Raw genomic sequence first — 14,618 nt, forward strand, 5'->3', positions numbered from 1 at the left:
CTTGGTTGTTGTGCGCATGTTGCTGCGGTTGTTCCCAGCGAATGTATTGGTTTTTTATCTAAGGTTGGAACGAATATTGTCTTATTTGAATGAAAACGAATTGAGTGAAATGCGGTTTAAATCTTTAGGTGCTAATGTGAAGATTAGTTCTCGAGCATCTATTTATAATCCTGAATTGATCGAAATAGGCGATAATTCAAGGATAGATGACTTTTGTGTCATCTCCGGGAATTTAAGAATAGGTCGTAATGTTCATATTACGCCGCAATGTTTAGTAGCCGGTGGAGAACCTGGGTTGGAAATCGAAGATTTTGTCGCATTGGCATACGGTGTGAAAGTATTTACTCATTCTGACGACTACTCTGGCAGAACGATGACAAACTCCACTGTGCCTAAAGAGTATAAGCAAGAAATAAAAATGAGCGTTGTTATCGGCAGGCATTCAATTGTCGGTGCAGGCTCGATTATTATGCCTGGTGTTAATCTGGGTGAGGGCACTTCAGTTGGTGCAAACAGCTTAGTCTTAAAGTCAACAGAACGATGGTCTGTTGTTGTTGGTTCTCCCGCAAAAAAAATTAAAGATCGTGAGCGTGGATTGCTCGAGCTGGAAAAGCAATATCTATCTAATGAGTAAAATACAGTGATTCAATTTAATATCCCACCTGTAACAGGGAACGAACAACAGTATGTTCTAAAGACACTTCAAAGTACAAAAATGTCTGGAGATGGTTTTTATGGCAGGATGTGTCAGGAATGGTTTGAAGACGCCTTAAGTACCTCCAAGACTCTATTGACGCCATCTTGTACAGCCGCTCTTGAAATGGCAGCTTTGTTAATTGATATCCAACCTGGCGACGAAGTCATAATGCCGAGCTACACCTTTGTGAGTACTGCAAATGCTTTTGCCTTGCGGGGCGCTAAGATTGTTTTTGTTGATATCCGGCCTGATACGATGAATATAGATGAAAATCTGATTGAAGCAGCAATTACTTCAAAGACCAAGGCTATCGTTCCGGTGCATTATGCTGGTGTGGGGTGCGAGATGGATGTCATTATGGAGATTGCCGATCGTCATAATCTAGTTGTTGTGGAAGATGCGGCGCAGGGCATGATGAGCCAATATAAAGGCAAGCCTTTAGGCTCAATTGGTCACTTGGGAGCTTTTAGTTTTCATGAGACAAAAAACTATACTAGCGGCGGTGAAGGCGGATTGTTGATTGTTAATGATAAACGCTTTTCTGAAAGGGCTGAAATCATTCGTGAGAAAGGGACAAACCGCAGTCAATTTATCCGTGGTCAGGTGGATAAATATACATGGGTAGATATAGGAAGCAGTTATTTGCCTAGCGAATTTCAGGCTGCATTTTTATGGGGGCAGTTAGAGAAAGCTGAAGAGATTAATGCTAATCGTTTAAATACGTGGGGGAAATACAGCGAAGCATTTAAGAACCTGGAAGAACAGGGCTTGGTCGATTTGCCTGTTGTGCCCAAATATTGTGACCATAATGCTCATATGTTTTATCTGAAATTGAAAAGTATTGAGGAGAGGACGGACTTTATTGAGCATTTAAAGGCAAAGGATATCTCTTCTGTTTTTCACTACATTCCTTTGCATTCCTCTCCTGCAGGAAAAAAATACAGCTGTTTTTTTGGACAAGATATTTATACAACACGTGAAAGCGAACGTTTGGTTAGGCTTCCAATGTTTTACGGAATGTCTGAAGAGATTGTGGGGAAAGTGATTGACGGGGTTGTTGGATATTTCAAATGAAGGTCTTAACTTCTGCGTTATTGATTGGGATGGCCCAATTTTCAAAGATTGCTTTGGGATTGTTTCTGATAAAGATCGTCGCTTATTTTTTAGGGCCGGAAGGCTTGGGGCGATTGGGACACTTAATAAGTCTAGTTGCGTTTTTAACAATTATCTCTGGTGGTGGTATTCAAAATGCTATTGTTAAATATGTCTCTGAGTATAGAGCTAAGCCTATTTTCCTGGTCAGTTTTATTAATGCCTCTGCCGGCTATTCGTTGATTGTTTCTTTATTTTTCCTATTTGTATTTAGTGTTTTTTCAAAGGAAATAGCTCAATTTTTATTTTCCGATCCAAGCTTATATTGGACTATTGTTGCAGTTAGCTTTTTTCAGATATTGATGGCCTTTAACAAGTTGGTAGCAAGCGTAGCCAATGGTTTTAAAAATACTAAGGTTTATGCAGTATCGCAGGTGTCAGGGAATTTACTCGCGATCCCCTTAATTTGGTGGTTGGTCTATGCTTATGGATTCGTAGGTGGGATATTTGCCGTTTTTATAAGTTACCTTACTATGTTTTTACCTTCGCTCTATTTTTATAAGAAATCTTTTTTATGGAAAATCAGGAAAAGCAGGCGAAAGTTCTTTAAAAAATACGATAGATTATATGGCTTTAGCTTAATGGCGTTGGTTTCGGCCGTGACCTTTCCTCTTGTCGAGATCTATATTCGTCAGATGATAATCGGTTATTCAGGATATGAAGAAGCGGGTATTTGGCAGGCAGCAATCAAAATATCTTCAGTGTATGTTGGTTTTTTTGGGTTATTTCTAGCGTATTATTTCGTGCCTAGTATTTCCCCTGAAGAGAATATTCAAAAAATTAAAAGTATGGTGTGGAAATACCTTATTGTTGTAGGTGGTTTATTCAGCTTGGGGGCGGCCATATTTTACTTAGGGAGAGGGTATTTTATTCCCTTATTACTGTCAGATGAATTTTTGAGTTTGTCTGATGTGATTCAGCTTCAATTGATCGGTGATTTCTTCAAGATTCTTGCTTTTGTAATCGGCTTTGTTTTTGTCGCTAAAGCTATTGTTTGGATTTATATCGCCATGGAAGTACTGCAAGGCGTATTATTAGTCCTGTTTACATCATTTTTATACGGGGCTGATCCGCAGATTCAAAGCGTGTTCGAAGGCTATATTTTGACAAATGTATCGTTTTTGATTGTATTGGCCTCCATTTATTACTGGTATTTAAAATCTTCTAAATTTAAAGGCGGTTGTTGATGCTTATTATTGCAAATTCCTTTACGTTTAATGGAGGGAGTACATTTGTTATAAGGCTTGCTCGAGAGTACGCACGCAGAGGTAAAAAAATTGGCGTATTAGTTCTTGTAAATAAAATCGAACCGAACCTTAAAAGTCAGTTAGAGAAAGTGGCTGATGTTTATTTACTAAAAGATTATATTCGAAAGCCTTTTAAATGGACCGACAAATCCCAGCTAGGAATTTTTTCTCCAATCATGTTCGCCAGGTTACAAGAAATAATAGGCAATTATGGTGGCCATATTCATGTGATGGGGATTTTCGGTTTGTTGTTTGCGGCAAGGTTGGCTAAGAGAAGCGGCAACCGGTACGGTGTTTCAGCCGGGATTTACCATCAATACGAGTATATGTTTGACTCGTCAAGTCTCTTGGCCCTCTATGCGCAGAGACTTTTTAAGTCTTTAGGTTCTGGAGGTGCAGTCTTTCTTAATGAAGCCAATAAAAAATCGTATTCAAAGTTTTTTGATGTGGATTATTCAGAAGCACCACTGGTTCCAGTGGGAATAGAAATTCCCCAGGAAACAGGTGTTGGGGATGCAGAGTCCTATAGGATTGTTTCTGTTGGTAATTTATATCCGTTTAAAACATATAATTTACACGTTATTAAGCTAATGCCGGAGTTGTTGAAAATAAATGAAAAATTCACTTACGAAATTTATGGTGAAGGCGAGCTTGAGTCGGCAGCTGATTCCTTAATTCAACAGTTAGGGCTGGAAGGTAAGGTTTTTTTAAAAGCAAGGATTCCTTATAGCCAATTTCCAGAAGTATTGAATGGTGCTTTTTTGTTTGTGGGAAGTGGGACTGCAATTGTAGAGGCTGCTGCTTTAGGAATTCCGTCTATTGTTGGAATTGAATCGAGTCAAGAAGCTGTAACATTTGGATATTTATCAGATATTCCTGGTTTCTCATATAATGAGTTTAACGAGTCTCAGAAGGTAGTTCAGATGAGTGAAACCATTGAGAAAATTGCTCTAGATGCGACTTTGTGGGAAAAGATTTCACTGGATTGTAGAAGCAAGGCAGGTCAGTTTTCAATTACTCACACAGTTGATGGATTCGAAAAAATAGAAGGCGGGAAAACTTATCTAGGTAATAGTGAATTAGGCCAGTATGGAGGTCTGAAATTGTGTTTTTCGTTTCTATTGTTAGGACTAAAACAATTTTTTAGATTGGATAACAGTTTTTCCCAACGGCGTCATAGAGTAACGGAGTGAAAATGGTAAATGCTTCAAGCCATTTGTTGGTTTCAAAGAAAAAAGCGGTTGTGCTCTTATTTTCGCTATATGCGTTTATTCTGAGCTTAATTGTTCTTCCGTTTGCTATTCATGGTGACCAAGAGCACTACATTGCCTTCTATAATGCATTGCCGGGACTCTCGTTTTTCGAGGGGTACATCGCGCAGAAGAATATGTTGGGCTCAAGTGAGCCAGGTTATTTTATATTTTCGTATCTTTCTTCAGTAGTGTTGAATGTGGATAGGGTGTTGGTATTTGCTGCATTGAATACTATTTTGGCAGCCTTAATTATTAACTGGATTGCTAATAATAGAGTTTCGATTTTAGTTATTTGTTTAATTTCTATCAATTTTTATTTATTGGTCCTTTTCTTTTCGGCTGAACGATTAAAGTTAGCGTTTGTTTTTTTTGTCTTGTATCTAACTTATTTAAGTAGGTTTAGAGTACTGTTTTTGGTTGGTTCAATTTTTACCCATGTTCAATTGGTTGTTTTCTTGATTTCAAAAGCAATTTTAGACTCTATTTCGAGTCTAAAAATTCTTGCTAATCTTAAGCTTAATAGAAAAGTCGTTTCAGTTTTGTTTATGGCGTTGTTGGGCATGTCTTTACTGGTGCTTTTGCAAGAGCATCTGATGAGTAAAATGGAGCACTATATTTCCCATTCCGGCGTGTTGGGTCTTTTTAAAGTTCTCCTGTTTATGTTGATGTCGCTATATTATGCTTGGCCTAAAAGACTAGAGATTCTTGCTCTGTTTATACCAATACTTGTTTTTACAGCATTTTTTGGAGGAGAGAGATTTGCGATACTTGGATATTTTGTTTTTATGTTTTATGGGTTGCAGGTAAGCCGTGGATTAAATTTGGGTGTTATTGCAACATCTTCTTATTTTGCTGTGAAGGGTATTCTATTTTTGGATAATGTATTTGTTTATGGTGATGGCTTTTATCGTTAAAGATCATAATTTATTAATGTAGTGGGGCAAGGTTTGATTATGGGATGTTATTTAGTTACCGGTGGTACGGGTTCTTTTGGTAAAACAGTCACAGAATTTTTACTGTCAAAGCAGAATGTTTCTGAAGTGAGAATTTTTAGTCGAGATGAGGCTAAACAGGATTTGATGCGTACAAAGTACATGGATGATCCGAGGATAAAATTTTATATTGGAGATATCCGAGATTTTCAAAGTATTAAGGCGGCTTTAAAAGGCGTGGATTATGTTTTCCATGCGGCGGCTCTAAAACAAGTCCCTTCTTGTGAATTTTTTCCGATGCAGGCAGTTCAGACAAATGTGCAGGGAAGCGATAATGTCTTACGTGCTTCGATCGAACAGAGTGTAAAACGCGTTGTTTGTTTAAGTACAGATAAGGCGGTTTATCCGATCAACGCAATGGGAATCAGTAAAGCCATGATGGAAAAAGTGGCTCAGTCTTATGCCCGTCAGCAGTCAGAAGAAGAAACGGTTATTTCTTGCGTACGTTATGGAAACGTAATGTATTCTCGAGGATCGGTTATCCCGCGTTTTATTGAGCAGATCAAGGAGCAAAAGCCAATCACGATTACAGAACCTACCATGACCCGTTTCTTAATGGCGCTCCCTGAGGCGGTTGATTTGGTTGACTATGCTTTCAATCATGCAAAGCAAGGCGATATTTTCATTAAAAAAGCGCCCGCTTCAACAGTGGCAGATTTGGCTCAAGCTCTGAAAGAGTTGTTCAATTCAAACGTCGAAACCAAGATTATCGGAATGCGTCATGGAGAGAAGTTGTACGAGACTCTCGCTTCCAAGGAAGAATTGACCACTGCTCAAGATATGGGGGATTACTTCCGTGTCCAGATGGATAATCGTGATTTGAATTATGAGAAGTATTTCACGGATGGAAATCAGGATGAAATCAATTTTGATGATTATCACTCCCACAATACTGAAAGATTGGACGTTGAACAGGTTAAAGTGTTGCTTATGACGCTTCCTGAGGTGAAGGCCGAAGTTGAGGCGTGGCGAAAATGAAGGTTTTGATTACGGGAGCAAATGGATTTGTAGCTAAAAACCTTCTAGTCCATCTTGCGGAGAGAATGGATATTGAAGTTGTCCCTTTTACTCGCCAGAATGATTTGGACGATCTCGATAATCTTGTTGATGAAGTAGATTTTGTTTTTCATCTTGCAGGCGTGAATCGCCCGAAGACAGAAGCCGAGTTTGCAGAAGGGAATGCCGATTTAACTAAAATGCTTTGTGAAGCTTGCTCAAAAACTGGAAGAAGTATCCCAATTCTTTTTTCTTCCTCCATTCAGGCGACATTGGATAACCCGTACGGGAAAAGTAAATTGGAGGCTGAAAAGGTAATTAGATCTTATTCGGAACAGAATAATGTCCCTGTTTATATCTTTAGGCTTCCCAATGTTTTTGGAAAATGGAGTAAGCCTAATTACAACTCCGTCGTTGCTACGTTTTGCCACAATATAGGGCAGGAGCTTCCCATCCAGATTAATGACCCAAGTCACCTTGTTCGTTTGGTATATGTGGATGATGTGGTCAAACATTTTATTTCCGTTATGGAGGGCACAGTTCAGCAAAATGGTTTTTGCGAAGTAGCGCCCGTTTATGAGATTACGGTCGGAGAGTTGGCGGATAAGATCTTGTCTTATAAAGGCAGCAGGGAAAGTTTAGTGACTGAACCTGTCGGTACAGGGCTGGATCGCGCATTACATTCGACCTATTTAAGTTATTTGAAGCCTGAGCAATTTTCCTATCCGTTGATCAAGCACGGAGACGAGAGAGGCGTGTTTGTCGAAATGCTTAAAACCAAAGACAGTGGCCAATTTTCATTTTTTACAGCACATCCAGGCATTACCCGGGGCGGACATTACCATCATACGAAAACCGAAAAGTTTTTAGTGTTGAAAGGAAATGCTCTATTTAAATTCCGAAATGTAGTAACGGATGAATATTACGAGCTGGAAACGAACGGTGATGAACCGGTGGTTGTGGAAACTGTGCCGGGATGGACTCATGACATTACCAATGTCGGCGATGAAGAAATGATTGTTATGCTGTGGGCTAACGAGATTTTTGACAGAGATAACCCTGATACTTATGCAAAACCGCTTTAAGGATTGAAATGAAGAAATTAAAAGTAATGACCGTGGTAGGCACGCGACCTGAAATTATCCGTTTGGCTTGTGTGATGAAAAAACTGGATGAGTATTGTGAGCATGTTTTGGTTCATACTGGTCAAAACTACGACTATGAGTTGAATGAAATTTTTTTTAACGATTTGGGAATTCGCAAACCGGATTATTTTTTGGGTGCTGCGGGTGCATCAGGTGCAGAAACCATTGGTAATGTGATTATCGCGGTCGATAAGGTTTTGGCGGAGGTGCAGCCAGAGGCTTTACTGGTGTTGGGCGATACTAACAGCTGTATGGCGGTGTTGCCGGCCAAGCGTCGTAAGATTCCGACTTTTCACATGGAAGCAGGCAATCGTTGTTTTGATCAGCGTGTACCAGAAGAGATTAACCGCCGTTTAGTGGACCACATGGCGGATATTAATTTAACCTACAGCTCAATTGCACGGGATTACTTGTTAAGTGAGGGATTACCTGCAGATATGGTGATTAAAACCGGTAGTCCGATGTTTGAGGTATTAGATACCTATCGTGAAGGTATTGAGCAGTCGGATGTGCTGGAGCGTTTAGAGCTTAAAAAACATCAATTTTTTGTTGTGAGTGCTCATCGCGAAGAGAACGTCGATTCTGATAAAAACTTTTTAAATTTGGTTGAATCGCTGAATACGATTGCGGAAACCTATCAAATGACAGTCATTGTTTCGACTCACCCAAGAACGCAAAAACGTGTCGATGCTATGGGTGTGACATTTAATCCGTTGGTGCGTTTGTTAAAGCCGCTAGGGTTTAAAGATTACAACAAATTGCAGTTGTGTGCCAAAGCAGTGTTGTCTGATAGTGGCACGATTAACGAAGAGTCCTCAATCATGAACTTTCCGGCATTAAATTTACGTGAATCTCATGAGCGTCCAGAAGGGATGGAGGAAGCCGCCGTAATTATGACGGGGTTACATAAAGACCGCATTATGCAAAGCCTGGCGGTAATCGAAGATCAACCGAGAGATAGTGAACGTTTAATTCGCCAGGTGTATGATTACTCAATGCCGAATGTTTCCGACAAAGTGGTGCGCATTATCCATAGTTATACCGATTATGTTAATCGCGTGGTTTGGAAGAAATATTAATAATGGACGCCTTGCTAATACACCGGTTTTATTCACCTGACTCTCCACCATACGCATCAATTCTTGAAGATATGCGAGGGATGTTATCTTCTCAGGTTGAGTGTGTGGATATTCTCGCTTCACAACCTTCGTATAAATCTGTAGATAAGTCAAAAGCTTTCGATTGGAAAGTTAAAGATGGATTGGGCGTTGTTTATCGTTTGCCGGTTTTTAAATTCAATAATCAAAAGGTAAATAAAGCGCTAAATTTCTTCTGGTTCCCATTCGTTGCTTTCTGGTTTGTATTGTTTGGTAAAAAATACAAGGTTGTAACGGTCTCGACCTCGCCACCTGTATTACTGGCATTTAGCGTTGCATTGGCCTGTAAAATCAGGGGAATGAAGCTGGTATACCATTGCATGGATATTCATCCTGAAATAGGACAGATATCTGGAGAGTTTAAGAAGAAGTGGGTGTTTAATTTTCTTAAAAGATTGGATCAGTTTACATGCCGAGTTGCGAGTCGGATTATTGTGCTGTCTAAGGATATGCTGCAGAGCTTGTTGCAAAGAGATCCAAGCCTACAAGATAAGATTCAGATTATAAATAATTATAATTTGGGCGGCGAACAGTTGGGCGAACAGGCGTTTTTCGATCCAAACGACGGCAGGTTTCGAGTTGTTTTTGCAGGTAATATTGGGCGTTTTCAAAACTTGGATTTTTTAGTTAAGGCTTTGGCTCAAGCCGACAAAGTCAGTAGTGTTCAGCTCGTTTTTGTTGGAGAGGGAGCCGCTCTAAAGCAATTGAAAAGTCAGGTAAAGGAATTAAATTTAGAGGAACAGGTTCAGTTTATTCCGCACCAAACAATAGATGTTGCAAAAAGAATTATTAAAGATTCTCAGGTTGCGGTAGTGAGTTTGCAGGACAAGGTCATCCGTTATGCCTATCCAAGTAAAACTATGACCTATCTTTCTTTAGGTGTTCCAGTACTGGCTCTGGTTGAAGAAGACTCTGAGTTGGCGGAAACGTTAATTAAACATCAGCTTGGTTGGGTGTGTTCTCCAGAGAATTTATCAAAAATGTCTGATCTGTTTTTAGAAATAAGTCAATCAGCCCATGAATTCGATGAAAAGACTATTCAAAGCTTTTTTGATAGTAACCTATCTAAGGAAAGCTTTGAATCAAAATTTTTATGTTTGATGAAAGCTGTTATTTGAGGAAATAATGAATTATCAACCTATAGTGATTATTGGGGCGCCGCGTTCTGGTACGAATATGTTGCGCGATGTCCTATGTGAATTCCAGGGAGTGGGAACTTGGCCCTGTGATGAAATTAATTATATCTGGCGACACGGTAATATTCGTTCAGAAACGGACGAGTATACAATAGAAATGGCTCGGCCAGACGTTAAGAAGTTTATACGTAAAGAATTCGATCAGTTTGCTAAACAAGAAAATTTAAACTTTTTAATTGAAAAAACGTGTGCGAACTCATTACGTGTACCTTTTGTGGATCAAGTTGTTCCTGAAGCGAAATATATTTTCATTGTCCGAGATGGTGTCGATGCAGTCGGTTCCGCAACTCTTCGTTGGAAAGCTAAACTGGATATACCCTATATTTTGAAGAAGGTTCGTTATGTACCGTGGTCAGATCTGCCATATTATGGGTTTCGTTATATTGGAAGTCGGATTTATAAGTTCTTTTCTAAGGAGCAACGCTTATCTTTTTGGGGACCTCAGTTTAATGGTTTGAATGAAGCGCTAGATAAATATTCGCTTGAAGAGGTTTGCGCTTTGCAGTGGCAGCGATGCGTAGATCTTTCGGAAGACGCTTTTCAAAAAATGTCTGACGACAAGATCGTGCGCGTTAAGTATGAAGATTTTGTTTCTAACCCGGTTGATGAGCTTACTCGAATTCTTCAAGAGTTACATATTCCTTTTGAGACTATTCGGGCTAAAGAAGCGGTAAAATCTGTCACTAGCCGAAGTATTGGAAAAGGACGAAAGGCTTTGAATGATGGGCAGTTAAAGGCGGTTTCTGGATTGTTATCAGAAACCCTTCAGAGATATGGTTATGATAGCTAAAGGGTTGTCTTTTCAATCTGCTTTAACTAAAAGAGCATTTGATTTTTTTGTGTCTTTATTTGGCTTATTGACGACTTCTCCAATTGTTTTATTGGCTTGGTTCGTTGCTTCCGTCGAAACAAAGTCTAATGGTTTTTTTATTCAACAACGTGTGGGTAAAAATGGAAAACTCTTTAAAGTAGTTAAAATAAAAACCATGAAACAAGTTGAAGGTGTTGATACGAGTATTACTGCTTCTAATGATGTGCGGATTACTAAAAGCGGTGCATTTTTTAGAAAAACAAAAATCGATGAGTTGCCCCAATTGTGGAATGTATTGCTTGGACAGATGAGTTTTGTGGGGCCGAGGCCCGATGTGCCAGGGTATGCAGATCAGTTAGAAGGTGAGGATCGAATTGTTTTGTCTATTCGTCCAGGCATTACGGGACCAGCTTCATTGAAGTACAAGGATGAGGAGTCATTGCTTGCGGTACAGCCTGATCCAAAGAAATACAATGATGAAGTGATTTGGCCGGACAAAGTAAAGATTAACAGAGACTATATTAAAAATTATTCTTTTGCCAAAGACATTTATTATATTTGGAAAACCATTGTAGGTTGATATGTTGAATACAAAATTTTCTCCATGGCCTTCTTTTACGCAGGAAGAAGTGGATGCGGTTTCGAACGTTTTATTGTCTAATAGGGTGAATTATTGGACAGGCCAAGAAGGGCGTGAATTTGAGAAGGAATTTGCGGTTTGGTGTGGTACAAAATATGCCATTGCAGTGGCAAATGGTACCCTAGCGCTGGATGTAACGTTGAAAGCTATGGGCATTAGCGAGGGGGATGAAGTGATAGTGACTTCACGCACCTTTTTGGCATCAGTTTCTTCAATTGTAAATGCTGGGGCCAAGCCTGTATTTGCGGATGTGTCGCGCGATTCGCAGAATATTACGCCGGAATCGGTGCGCGCGGTGTTATCTCCGAAGACGAAGGCGGTTATGTGTGTGCATTTGGCGGGGTGGCCGTGCGAAATGGATGGCATGATGGCCTTAGCGGATGAGTTTGGCCTCTATGTTATTGAAGACTGTGCTCAGGCACATGGGGCAAAGTATAAGGGCAGGCCTGTTGGTTCTATTGGACATATTGGTGCGTGGAGTTTTTGCCAGGATAAGATTATGAGCACTGGAGGCGAAGGCGGTATGGTGACCACCAATGATGAGGCTTTATGGAAGACGATGTGGGCCTATAAAGATCATGGCAAGTCTTGGGATGCGGTGTATAACACCGAACATCCACCGGGGTTTCGCTGGTTGCATGAATCTTTCGGTACAAACTGGCGTATGACGGAAATGCAGGCTGCAATTGGAAGAATTCAGCTTAGAAGAATGCCCGAATGGCATCAAAAACGTTTGGCGTATGCGAATCGCATTTGGCAAACTGCACAATCTCTAAAAGGGTTACGCGTTCCCGAAGTACCAGGCTGTATCGATCATGCTGCTTATAAATGTTATGTTTTTGTGGAACCGTCCGAGCTGGCTGAAGGTTGGGATCGTGATCGTATAATGCGAGAAATAAATGCAATGGGTGTGCCATGTTATTCAGGCTCTTGTTCTGAAGTGTATTTGGAAAAGGCATTTGATGGCACCGAATTTAGACCGAATCAGAGATTGCCGGTGGCTAAAGAACTGGGTGAGACGTCATTAATGCTTTTAGTTCATCCGACGTTGTCAGAATCTGAAATAAACTTCACCTGTGAGGCTATCATTGCAGTGATGCAAGCTGCAGGAAAATAGGTTTTTAATGGTGCCAGTCAAGTATTTACTCTCTCTTCCTCGCTTCCAAAAGCGCCTGATCTCTATTATGGTAGATGTCATCGGTTTATGGTTTGCGACCATATTTGCAATTTGGTTGCGATTTGGGGAATCGGTATTTCCTATTACCGAATTTGTTCCGGCGATTGTGTTGTTGCCGGTTGTGGCCTTACCGGTATTTATTAATCAGGGCTTATATCGGGCCGTTATTCGCTATATTGGTCACCGCTTTGCCATTACCGTATTAACCTCGGTTTCTATTGTGTTTGCCTTGTGGGCGGCAGCTATATTTATGCTTGATTTGGCGTTTCCCCGTTCGGCGATTGTTATTACTTGGTTGTTGGCTCTGCTTTATATTTCCAGTACACGTATTTTGGCGCGCTGGTTATTGGCAGAAGGTGCGGTTACGGGCAAATCCAACAAGCATAAAAATGTCGTTGTATTTGGGGCAGGGGCATCGGGCAAACAGTTGGTGAGTGCGGTTCAAAAAATTCCCTGGATCAAGGTGATCGGCTTTATTGATGATGACCCTAATTTACAAAATCATGACATTTATTCGGTAAGGGTGTTTGCTCGCCAAGATTTGGATCGTCTGATTGCCGATTTTAGTGTGGCTGAAGTGTTTATTGCGATTCCTTCGCTTTCCGCTCTGCAGCGTAAACAGGTGATTGAATGGCTTGAGCCCTATCCGGTGAAGGTTTCTACGTTGCCGGGTATGGATGAAATTGTTTCCGGAAAAATTTCCTTTTCTGATATTCGCGAGGTGAATATTGAGGATTTGCTCGGGCGAGATCCGGTGCCACCCAAGCCGGAATTACTATCTCAATGCATTACCGATCAAGTGGTGCTGATTACCGGTGCCGGCGGGTCGATTGGCTCTGAGCTATGCCGCAAAGTGTTGCGACAAAAGCCGAGTGTTTTAATTTTGTATGAACTGAGCGAATTGGCGCTTTATACAATCGAGCACGAATTAAAGCAGATGCTGGATCCCAGTCAAACGGAGCTGATTACGATTTTGGGCAGTGTGTTGGATGAAGCCAAGCTTCGCCGGTTAATGCAGTGTTATAAAGTCAACTCGGTTTATCATGCCGCGGCTTACAAGCATGTGCCAATGGTGGAACACAATATTCGGGAAGGGATTGTAAACAATGCGTTTGGCACTCATGTGTGTGCCAAGGCCGCGGCCGATTGCGGTGTACAAAACTTTGTACTCATATCCACCGATAAGGCAGTGCGTCCTACCAATGTGATGGGGGCCAGCAAACGCTTGGCGGAGATGGTGCTACAGGCATTGCAGGAGGTGTACCCTAACACTCGTTTTGTAATGGTGCGCTTTGGTAATGTTTTGGGCTCTTCCGGTTCGGTGATTCCTCTTTTTAGAAAGCAGGTTGCTCAGGGAGGACCGGTGACGGTCACCCATAAAGAGATTACCCGTTATTTTATGACCATTCCCGAAGCGGCATCCCTGGTGGTACAGGCAGGTTCCATGGGTATCGGCGGCGATGTATTCGTCCTTGATATGGGCGAGCCGGTCAAAATCGACGCGCTGGCCAGAAAAGTCATCAAGCTTTCTGGTTTGGAAGTAATGGATGAAAACGGCGATGGCGATATTGAGATTCAATATTCGGGACTGCGTCCGGGGGAGAAACTTTATGAAGAGCTGTTGATTGGCGATAACGTCGATGGTACCGATCATCCTCGGATTATGAAGGCGCACGAAGAGTTTTTGCCTTACGATGTGTTACAGACTGAATTTATAGAGCTGGAAGCCGCTTTAAACCGCTATGACTTCGACTTGGTATTGAATCAGTTGGCAAAAGTGGTGTCGGGCTTTAATCATTCGTCGGGCATAGTGGACTATTTGAAGTGCGAAGCAGTCGATAAAATAACGAGGTGGTAGTATGAAAAAGGCGCTGCAAGATTGGATGAAACAGAACCCGGATAAGGGGGCTAAGCGTGGTAAGAGTAATCAGTTTGAGGCGTATAAAGAAGAGCTCAAGGTCTTATTGCAAGCAGGCTATACCACCCAAAAAATTGCTCTGTACCTTGAAGAGGTGGAAAAGGTAAAGTTTAAGAAAAAAGATGGGAAAAATGTGATAACCTCCTTGTCCTCTTACTTGCGCGAATTGGCGAAAGTGCATGGTATTAGCAGAAAGGGCCGAAATCCAACTTCTTAAATAAAGTGTATTTGTATCCC

The 14,618-nt window shown here is 41.0% G+C and carries 14 protein-coding genes; all 14 read left to right on the top strand.

Annotated elements, in window-relative coordinates:
• The first annotated feature begins 16 nt into the window (after positions 1–16).
• The 14 genes from QCB44_RS01465 (at position 17) to QCB44_RS01530 (ending at position 14,598) form a co-directional block, all read left to right on the top strand.
• The gene (locus QCB44_RS01465) at positions 17–634 is read left to right on the top strand and encodes an acyltransferase (protein ID WP_279409172.1); all 618 of its coding nucleotides are present in this window, start codon (positions 17–19) and stop codon (positions 632–634) included.
• A 6-nt stretch (positions 635–640) separates the two neighbouring features.
• Positions 641–1,771, top strand: coding sequence for a dTDP-4-amino-4,6-dideoxygalactose transaminase (gene rffA, locus QCB44_RS01470; RefSeq protein WP_279407528.1), 1,131 nt, complete (start codon positions 641–643; stop codon positions 1,769–1,771).
• Positions 1,768–3,036 carry an O-antigen translocase gene (locus QCB44_RS01475; RefSeq protein ID WP_279407529.1) on the top strand — a complete coding sequence of 423 codons (1,269 nt, stop codon included), beginning with the start codon at positions 1,768–1,770 and terminating at the stop codon, positions 3,034–3,036. Before rffA ends, QCB44_RS01475 begins: the two co-directional genes overlap by 4 nt.
• Positions 3,036–4,289 carry a glycosyltransferase family 4 protein gene (locus tag QCB44_RS01480; protein ID WP_279407531.1) on the top strand — a complete coding sequence of 418 codons (1,254 nt, stop codon included), beginning with the start codon at positions 3,036–3,038 and terminating at the stop codon, positions 4,287–4,289. Before QCB44_RS01475 ends, QCB44_RS01480 begins: the two co-directional genes overlap by 1 nt.
• Positions 4,286–5,263 (top strand): hypothetical protein, encoded by a 978-nt coding sequence (locus QCB44_RS01485; RefSeq protein WP_279407533.1) that lies wholly within the window; start codon positions 4,286–4,288, stop codon positions 5,261–5,263. The genes QCB44_RS01480 and QCB44_RS01485 overlap by 4 nt, the downstream gene beginning before the upstream one ends.
• Before the next feature lie 39 nt (positions 5,264–5,302).
• Positions 5,303–6,319, top strand: coding sequence for a polysaccharide biosynthesis protein (locus tag QCB44_RS01490; RefSeq protein ID WP_279407535.1), 1,017 nt, complete (start codon positions 5,303–5,305; stop codon positions 6,317–6,319).
• Entirely contained in the window at positions 6,316–7,422 is a 1,107-nt protein-coding gene (locus tag QCB44_RS01495) for a capsular polysaccharide biosynthesis protein CapF (RefSeq protein WP_279407537.1), read from the top strand. Before QCB44_RS01490 ends, QCB44_RS01495 begins: the two co-directional genes overlap by 4 nt.
• 8 nt (positions 7,423–7,430) lie before the next feature.
• Entirely contained in the window at positions 7,431–8,561 is a 1,131-nt protein-coding gene (wecB, locus tag QCB44_RS01500) for a UDP-N-acetylglucosamine 2-epimerase (non-hydrolyzing) (protein ID WP_279407539.1), read from the top strand.
• A 104-nt stretch (positions 8,562–8,665) separates the two neighbouring features.
• A complete protein-coding gene (locus QCB44_RS01505; protein WP_279407541.1) occupies positions 8,666–9,757 on the top strand; it encodes a glycosyltransferase family 4 protein in 1,092 nt (363 codons plus the stop codon).
• A gap of 7 nt (positions 9,758–9,764) precedes the next feature.
• Positions 9,765–10,625: a sulfotransferase gene (locus tag QCB44_RS01510; RefSeq protein ID WP_279407543.1), complete on the top strand. Its 861-nt coding sequence runs from the start codon at positions 9,765–9,767 to the stop codon at positions 10,623–10,625.
• The gene (locus tag QCB44_RS01515) at positions 10,615–11,226 is read left to right on the top strand and encodes a sugar transferase (protein WP_279407545.1); all 612 of its coding nucleotides are present in this window, start codon (positions 10,615–10,617) and stop codon (positions 11,224–11,226) included. The genes QCB44_RS01510 and QCB44_RS01515 overlap by 11 nt, the downstream gene beginning before the upstream one ends.
• Position 11,227: 1 nt before the next feature.
• The gene (locus QCB44_RS01520) at positions 11,228–12,403 is read left to right on the top strand and encodes a DegT/DnrJ/EryC1/StrS aminotransferase family protein (protein WP_279407547.1); all 1,176 of its coding nucleotides are present in this window, start codon (positions 11,228–11,230) and stop codon (positions 12,401–12,403) included.
• A gap of 7 nt (positions 12,404–12,410) precedes the next feature.
• Positions 12,411–14,321 (top strand): nucleoside-diphosphate sugar epimerase/dehydratase, encoded by a 1,911-nt coding sequence (locus tag QCB44_RS01525; RefSeq protein ID WP_279407549.1) that lies wholly within the window; start codon positions 12,411–12,413, stop codon positions 14,319–14,321.
• A gap of 1 nt (position 14,322) precedes the next feature.
• On the top strand, positions 14,323–14,598 hold the full coding sequence (locus tag QCB44_RS01530) for a hypothetical protein (protein ID WP_279407551.1): 276 nt from the start codon (positions 14,323–14,325) through the stop codon (positions 14,596–14,598).
• Positions 14,599–14,618: the final 20 nt, after the last annotated feature.

The sequence above is a fragment of the Thiomicrorhabdus sp. zzn3 genome (assembly GCF_029767755.1).
Taxonomy (GTDB): domain Bacteria; phylum Pseudomonadota; class Gammaproteobacteria; order Thiomicrospirales; family Thiomicrospiraceae; genus Thiomicrorhabdus.

Bases quoted from the DNA above. Each gene is read 5' to 3' on its own strand.
- QCB44_RS01465 (WP_279409172.1), top strand. From the start codon at position 17: ATGTTGCTGCGGTTGTTCCCAGCGAATGTATTGGTTTTTTATCTAAGG.
- QCB44_RS01475 (WP_279407529.1), top strand. From the start codon at position 1,768: ATGAAGGTCTTAACTTCTGCGTTATTGATTGGGATGGCCCAATTTTCA.
- QCB44_RS01480 (WP_279407531.1), top strand. From the start codon at position 3,036: ATGCTTATTATTGCAAATTCCTTTACGTTTAATGGAGGGAGTACATTT.
- QCB44_RS01490 (WP_279407535.1), top strand. From the start codon at position 5,303: ATGGGATGTTATTTAGTTACCGGTGGTACGGGTTCTTTTGGTAAAACA.
- QCB44_RS01495 (WP_279407537.1), top strand. From the start codon at position 6,316: ATGAAGGTTTTGATTACGGGAGCAAATGGATTTGTAGCTAAAAACCTT.
- wecB (WP_279407539.1), top strand. From the start codon at position 7,431: ATGAAGAAATTAAAAGTAATGACCGTGGTAGGCACGCGACCTGAAATT.
- QCB44_RS01510 (WP_279407543.1), top strand. From the start codon at position 9,765: ATGAATTATCAACCTATAGTGATTATTGGGGCGCCGCGTTCTGGTACG.
- QCB44_RS01515 (WP_279407545.1), top strand. From the start codon at position 10,615: ATGATAGCTAAAGGGTTGTCTTTTCAATCTGCTTTAACTAAAAGAGCA.
- QCB44_RS01520 (WP_279407547.1), top strand. From the start codon at position 11,228: ATGTTGAATACAAAATTTTCTCCATGGCCTTCTTTTACGCAGGAAGAA.
- QCB44_RS01525 (WP_279407549.1), top strand. From the start codon at position 12,411: ATGGTGCCAGTCAAGTATTTACTCTCTCTTCCTCGCTTCCAAAAGCGC.
- QCB44_RS01530 (WP_279407551.1), top strand. From the start codon at position 14,323: ATGAAAAAGGCGCTGCAAGATTGGATGAAACAGAACCCGGATAAGGGG.